This is a genomic window from Desulfocastanea catecholica, assembly GCF_054657295.1.
Genome location: NZ_BAAHYZ010000095.1, coordinates 1 through 1654, shown reverse-complemented (window position 1 = coordinate 1654; position 1654 = coordinate 1). Strand labels below are relative to the sequence as shown.

3 protein-coding genes and 1 pseudogene are annotated in these 1654 nt (G+C 48.2%); all 4 read left to right on the top strand.

Annotated features, from left to right (window positions below):
- Positions 1-209: tyrosine-type recombinase/integrase (locus ACYQ8U_RS22965; RefSeq protein ID WP_459947887.1), on the top strand; the 209-nt coding region annotated here is incomplete at its 5' end.
- A 188-nt stretch (positions 210-397) separates the two neighbouring features.
- Positions 398-601 (top strand): 2-hydroxymuconate tautomerase family protein, encoded by a 204-nt coding sequence (locus ACYQ8U_RS22960; RefSeq protein ID WP_459947888.1) that lies wholly within the window; start codon positions 398-400, stop codon positions 599-601.
- 131 nt (positions 602-732) lie between these two features.
- Positions 733-942, top strand: coding sequence for a hypothetical protein (locus ACYQ8U_RS22955; protein ID WP_459947886.1), 210 nt, complete (start codon positions 733-735; stop codon positions 940-942).
- Between the two features lie 487 nt (positions 943-1429).
- Positions 1430-1654: pseudogene (locus ACYQ8U_RS22950) on the top strand (IS1634 family transposase); the annotation flags it as partial.

Here is a 1654-nt window from a genome sequence, read left to right as displayed (position 1 = left end):
TCGTGTGGAATCAGGTGCGGGATTTTGCCGGGGTGGATAAAGATAAAACTCCCCACTCGGCCAGACACGGTATGGGAGTGTTCATTATGGAGAAAACCGGCAATGTGGCGGCAGTGCAAAGGCAGCTGGGGCATAAGAACGCCTCTTTTTCTCTGCAGTATTCCCGAATAACCAACGATGAGCTGAAGCGGATTTTAGATGAAAGGTAGGTGTAGCGGCTTGCAAACAAGAACGAAAATATTTCACAAAATATTGGTGCATTACGAGATCTTTTTGGTAAAAGGAACTAAGTAGGCAGCTTTTGCAGAATCCGAACTGTACATGGAACCCTGCTCAAGCCGAGGAGATATACAGAACTGTAGAATTACTTGGAAGCGATATCTCAAGGGAGGCATTTATGCCATACGTCAATATTAAGATTACGAAAGAAGGTGCAACCGCTGAGCAGAAGGGAGAGCTGATTTCCGGGGTTACTGAATTACTTAAGAAGGTGTTGAATAAAAACCCAGCCACCACGGTGGTAGTGATTGACGAGGTGGAAACCGATAACTGGGGAATTGCTGGCGAGCAGGTTACCCATCGCAGGAGGAAGGGAATGTAATGGCGACACTTGGCATTCATCATCTTGGTCTTGCCGTTTCCGATCTTGAAGCGACAACTGGTTTCTTTGTTGATTGTTTATGAGTGCACGCCGCTACATCTAGTAGGGGTCACCAGATCGGCCAAAAACCTGTGGATGTCGAAACCTTGCAACAGGTTATCACCCAGGATCTGAACGGCAAGGAAGCGAACCTGCACCGTTACGGGTATAACATAAAAAGTCTGAGCGAAGCGATCGACGCTCGCCCTTCAGAAATCCGCTCCTACTTGCATGGGCACCTGGCACAAGGGAGGTCACAGGAGATCCAGAAGGAATTGCTAAAATTGGGGATTGCTGGTTGACGCCAACCCTTACGCTTACCAGTGTCAAATAAAGTGAGCCCGGTGACGCGATTGCGCGCCCAGTTGCAAATAAAGTGGGCTCAGTGTCATTTAATTTGGGTCGGAGGGGTTGGATAGAATCACTTAATTTGGGCCCAAAACGTGACACGATTGCGTGTGTCAGCGTTTATGAGTGCGCGCCGCTACACGTATCAATATTTCGAAAACGACAGACCGTCAATATACAAAAGCAATAGCCAGTTTTATCGAGAACCCTCAGCCTCAGCCCGCAGGGACAATGTTGAATTGGGTTTGCCGAGACAATTTAAACAGGAGTTTCGGAGATAATCTCTCCCCGCCTGGCAAATCTCTGTGAAATCAGCGAGTTGATTATCTCACCTCTGCAAGACCCTCCAAAAAAACACGATCTCCGGTGGAATCGCCCATAAATATTGGGATTTCGGAATATTTTGCTTGATATGTAAGACCCTACTGCTATTATGCCTGCATGGCACATTTTCACGTAAAAACTAAAAAAGGAAGACCCTACCTCTACGTCCGGGAGATTGCCAGGGTCGATGGCAAGCCCAAGGTCATCTCCCAAATCTACATCGGCTCGCCCGAAAAGGTAGCCGGCTTGCTGAGCGGCAAAGAGGCGGATGTCATCAGTTTGAAGGTCGAAGAATTCGGCTCTCTCTGGCTGGCGCACCAGATCGACCGGGATATTGATCTG

What these genes read in the sequence shown, in the direction of transcription:
- ACYQ8U_RS22960 (WP_459947888.1), top strand. Translation starts at nt 398, where the DNA reads ATGCCATACGTCAATATTAAGATTACGAAAGAAGGTGCAACCGCTGAG.